The sequence below is a fragment of the Deltaproteobacteria bacterium genome (assembly GCA_009930495.1).
Taxonomy (GTDB): domain Bacteria; phylum Desulfobacterota; class Desulfovibrionia; order Desulfovibrionales; family Desulfomicrobiaceae; genus Desulfomicrobium.
The window spans coordinates 1-2,666 of sequence record RZYB01000262.1 but is presented as its reverse complement, the minus strand read 5'-3'; the positions used below and the strand labels follow the sequence as shown (position 1 = coordinate 2,666).

Annotated in this window: 2 protein-coding genes; both read left to right on the top strand. The window is 60.9% G+C overall.

Features of this window, described 5'->3' with window-relative positions; translation table 11 throughout:
• Positions 1-2,094: diguanylate cyclase (locus EOL86_13480; GenBank protein ID NCD26587.1), on the top strand; the 2,094-nt coding region annotated here is incomplete at its 5' end.
• Positions 2,095-2,204: 110 nt separating this feature from the next.
• Positions 2,205-2,666 (top strand): DUF3365 domain-containing protein (locus EOL86_13475; protein ID NCD26586.1); only part of this gene is annotated, 462 nt, incomplete at its 3' end.

Genomic DNA, 2,666 nt, shown 5'->3' with positions numbered 1-2,666 from the left:
GTTGTTGAACATCAGTTGGGAGGCATCGTCCTGGCCCTGGACAATATCCGTTCCAGCCTCCCCTCGGATTGGCGCGTCGGTCCCCGTTCCACCCCCGTCCTTCGCAACCGGCTCAAGGTACTGGCCGGGGCCATGACCGGGGTGCGTACCTTTATCGTTCTCGACGCGGCGGGGCGAGCCGTTGCGTCAAGCCAGGATGCCTTTGTTGGCCGCGACTTTCCGCAACGGCCGTATTTTCAGGTTCCACGGAGCAATCCTCGGCCGGATGTCCTTTTTGTCAGTTCTCCGTATCAAGGCGTGCTCGGTTCCTGGCTCATCAACATTTCCCGGGCCATCGTCGACCCCAACGGCGAATTTATCGGCGTGGTCTCGGCCAGTCTCGATCCCAAGACCCTGGGCATTGCCTTGCATGCCGTTCTCGATGCGCCGGATACCTGGGCCGCCATCATCCATGGCGATGGAACGCTTTTTGTGTGGGAACCCTTGCGGGCGGCCATGCTGGGCAAGAATCTGGCACGGCCCGGCGCGTTTTTTTTCCAGCACATGGCCAGTGGCCGCGCGAGTTCGTTTTACGAGGGAGAGGTTTTCGCCACCAAGGAAGAATCCTTCATGGCCCTGCATTCCGTCCAGCCCGGACAGCTGGGCATGGATCACCCCCTGGTTGTCGGCGTGGGCCGCAATTTGAATGCCGCCTTGAGTACTTGGAGGACCAGCCTGCGGGTTCATCTTGCCCTGTACGCCGTCATGATCATCGTTGGGGGCGTGGGGTTGTTTCTTGCCCAGCGTTGGCGCAATCGATCCGAGGGCCAGTTGCGGGCGGCGCAGGCAGAATTGGAGAGTTTTTTTTCCATTGCTCCGGATTTGTTGGCCTTGGTTGACATGGGCGGATTGTTCAGGCGTTTGAATCCGGCTTGGGAAAAAAACATGGGTTATCGCGTTTCGGAATTGGAAGGGCGATCGGTCTTTGACCTCATCCATCCCGAGGACCGGGAATCGGGGGAGAATGTCTTCGGCGGCGTGGGGCCGGGTGACGGGGTCTCGGGTTTTGTCGCCCGCTTCCTCCATAAAAACGCCACGTACCGCTTTCTGGAATGGTCCGTGGTTGCCCATGGCGACTTTCTGTTCGCCGCGGCCCATGACATCACCGAGCGGCGCGAAGCGGAAACACATCTGCGCAATCTGGCCTACCACGACCGACTGACCGGCCTGCCCAACCGGGCGCTTTTTTTCGACCGCTTGGCCCAGACGATTTCGGCGGCGCGGCGGAGTCAAAAGAATTTCGCCATTTTATTCGCTGATCTGGATGGCTTCAAGGCAGTCAACGACGAACACGGCCACGATGCTGGCGACATTGTTCTCAAGACCGTGGCCGAGCGGTTCGTGGCCACCGTGCGGGGGGCGGATACCGTGGCCCGCATGGGCGGTGACGAATTCGTGTTCATTCTGCAGGACATCGGCGGACGTGATGGCGCGGCCGCCGTGGCGCAAAAACTTCTCGATGTGGTCGGGGAGGACATTGCCCTGTCTCCGGTGTTGTCCTGCCGCGTGGGCGTGAGCATCGGCATCAGCCTGTGTCCGGACAATGGCACGGACATGGACGATCTGCTCATGGCGGCGGACACGGCCATGTACCGAAGCAAGAAGGGCGGCAAAAATCGTTTCGTTTTCGCTGGGGACCCCGGGGACGACGACGGGGCGATCACCCTTGGAGCGGAACATGTGGTCGGTGTCGGCGTCATCGACGACCAGCATCGGCGGATGGTGGAGTTGGTCAACCGGTTGGCCGAGGTCGCCCGCGCCGGTGGCGACGCCTTGGAAATGGAGCGTCGGTTCACGGAACTGGTCGAGTTCACGTCCTATCATTTCATGACCGAGCATCGGCTCATGGAAGAGCATGGTTACCCGGATCGGGCCCGGCACGACATGGCCCATGCCCATCTCTTGGACGAGATTCAGCGGATGAAGCCGGATTTGTTCAAGGCCGGTCGGCAATTTTTGAGCCTGCATTTGAAGAAATGGACCCTGGATCATGTTCTGGCCGAGGACATGGCCCTGGGAGCATTTTTGCGCGAGCAGGGTGGAATGGACGCCTGATCTTTTTCCGCCGTCACGGCGGCGGTTCGCGTCCGACCGTCCGCTTCGCGCGAGTGGACGTCCGGCCGGATCCTTTATCAACGCTGCCTGGAATACGGTGATGCGTTCCGATGTGTCGAAGTGGCGCACGCCAAGCGAGGTTGGTGATGGAGCATGGATCTTTTGCCCGACGTGTTCGGAGCGCGGTCCTGATGAGCGGGGCGACCCTGTGCGCCTGGAGTGTTTTCGTGGCGTTTTTGCACGGCCAGGCCCTGCGCGCCGATCGGGACAGCATGGCCGACATGGCCGTGATCGAGGCCCGGGCCGCCTTCGAGAAGGATGTCGCCTACAGGACTTGGGCGACCCGTCTTGGCGGCGTGTACGTCGAGGTCATGGATTCATTGCGGCCCAACCCATATCTTGATGTGCGCGATCGCGACGTGACCGCTTCGAACGGAAAGTCGCTGACCCTCGTCAATCCCGCCTACATGACCCGCATGGTGCACGCCATTGGCAATGCCAATTCCGGCCTCGTCAGTCGTATCACCAGTCTCGCGCCGGTGAATGCCGAAAATGCGCCGCTTGCCTGGGAA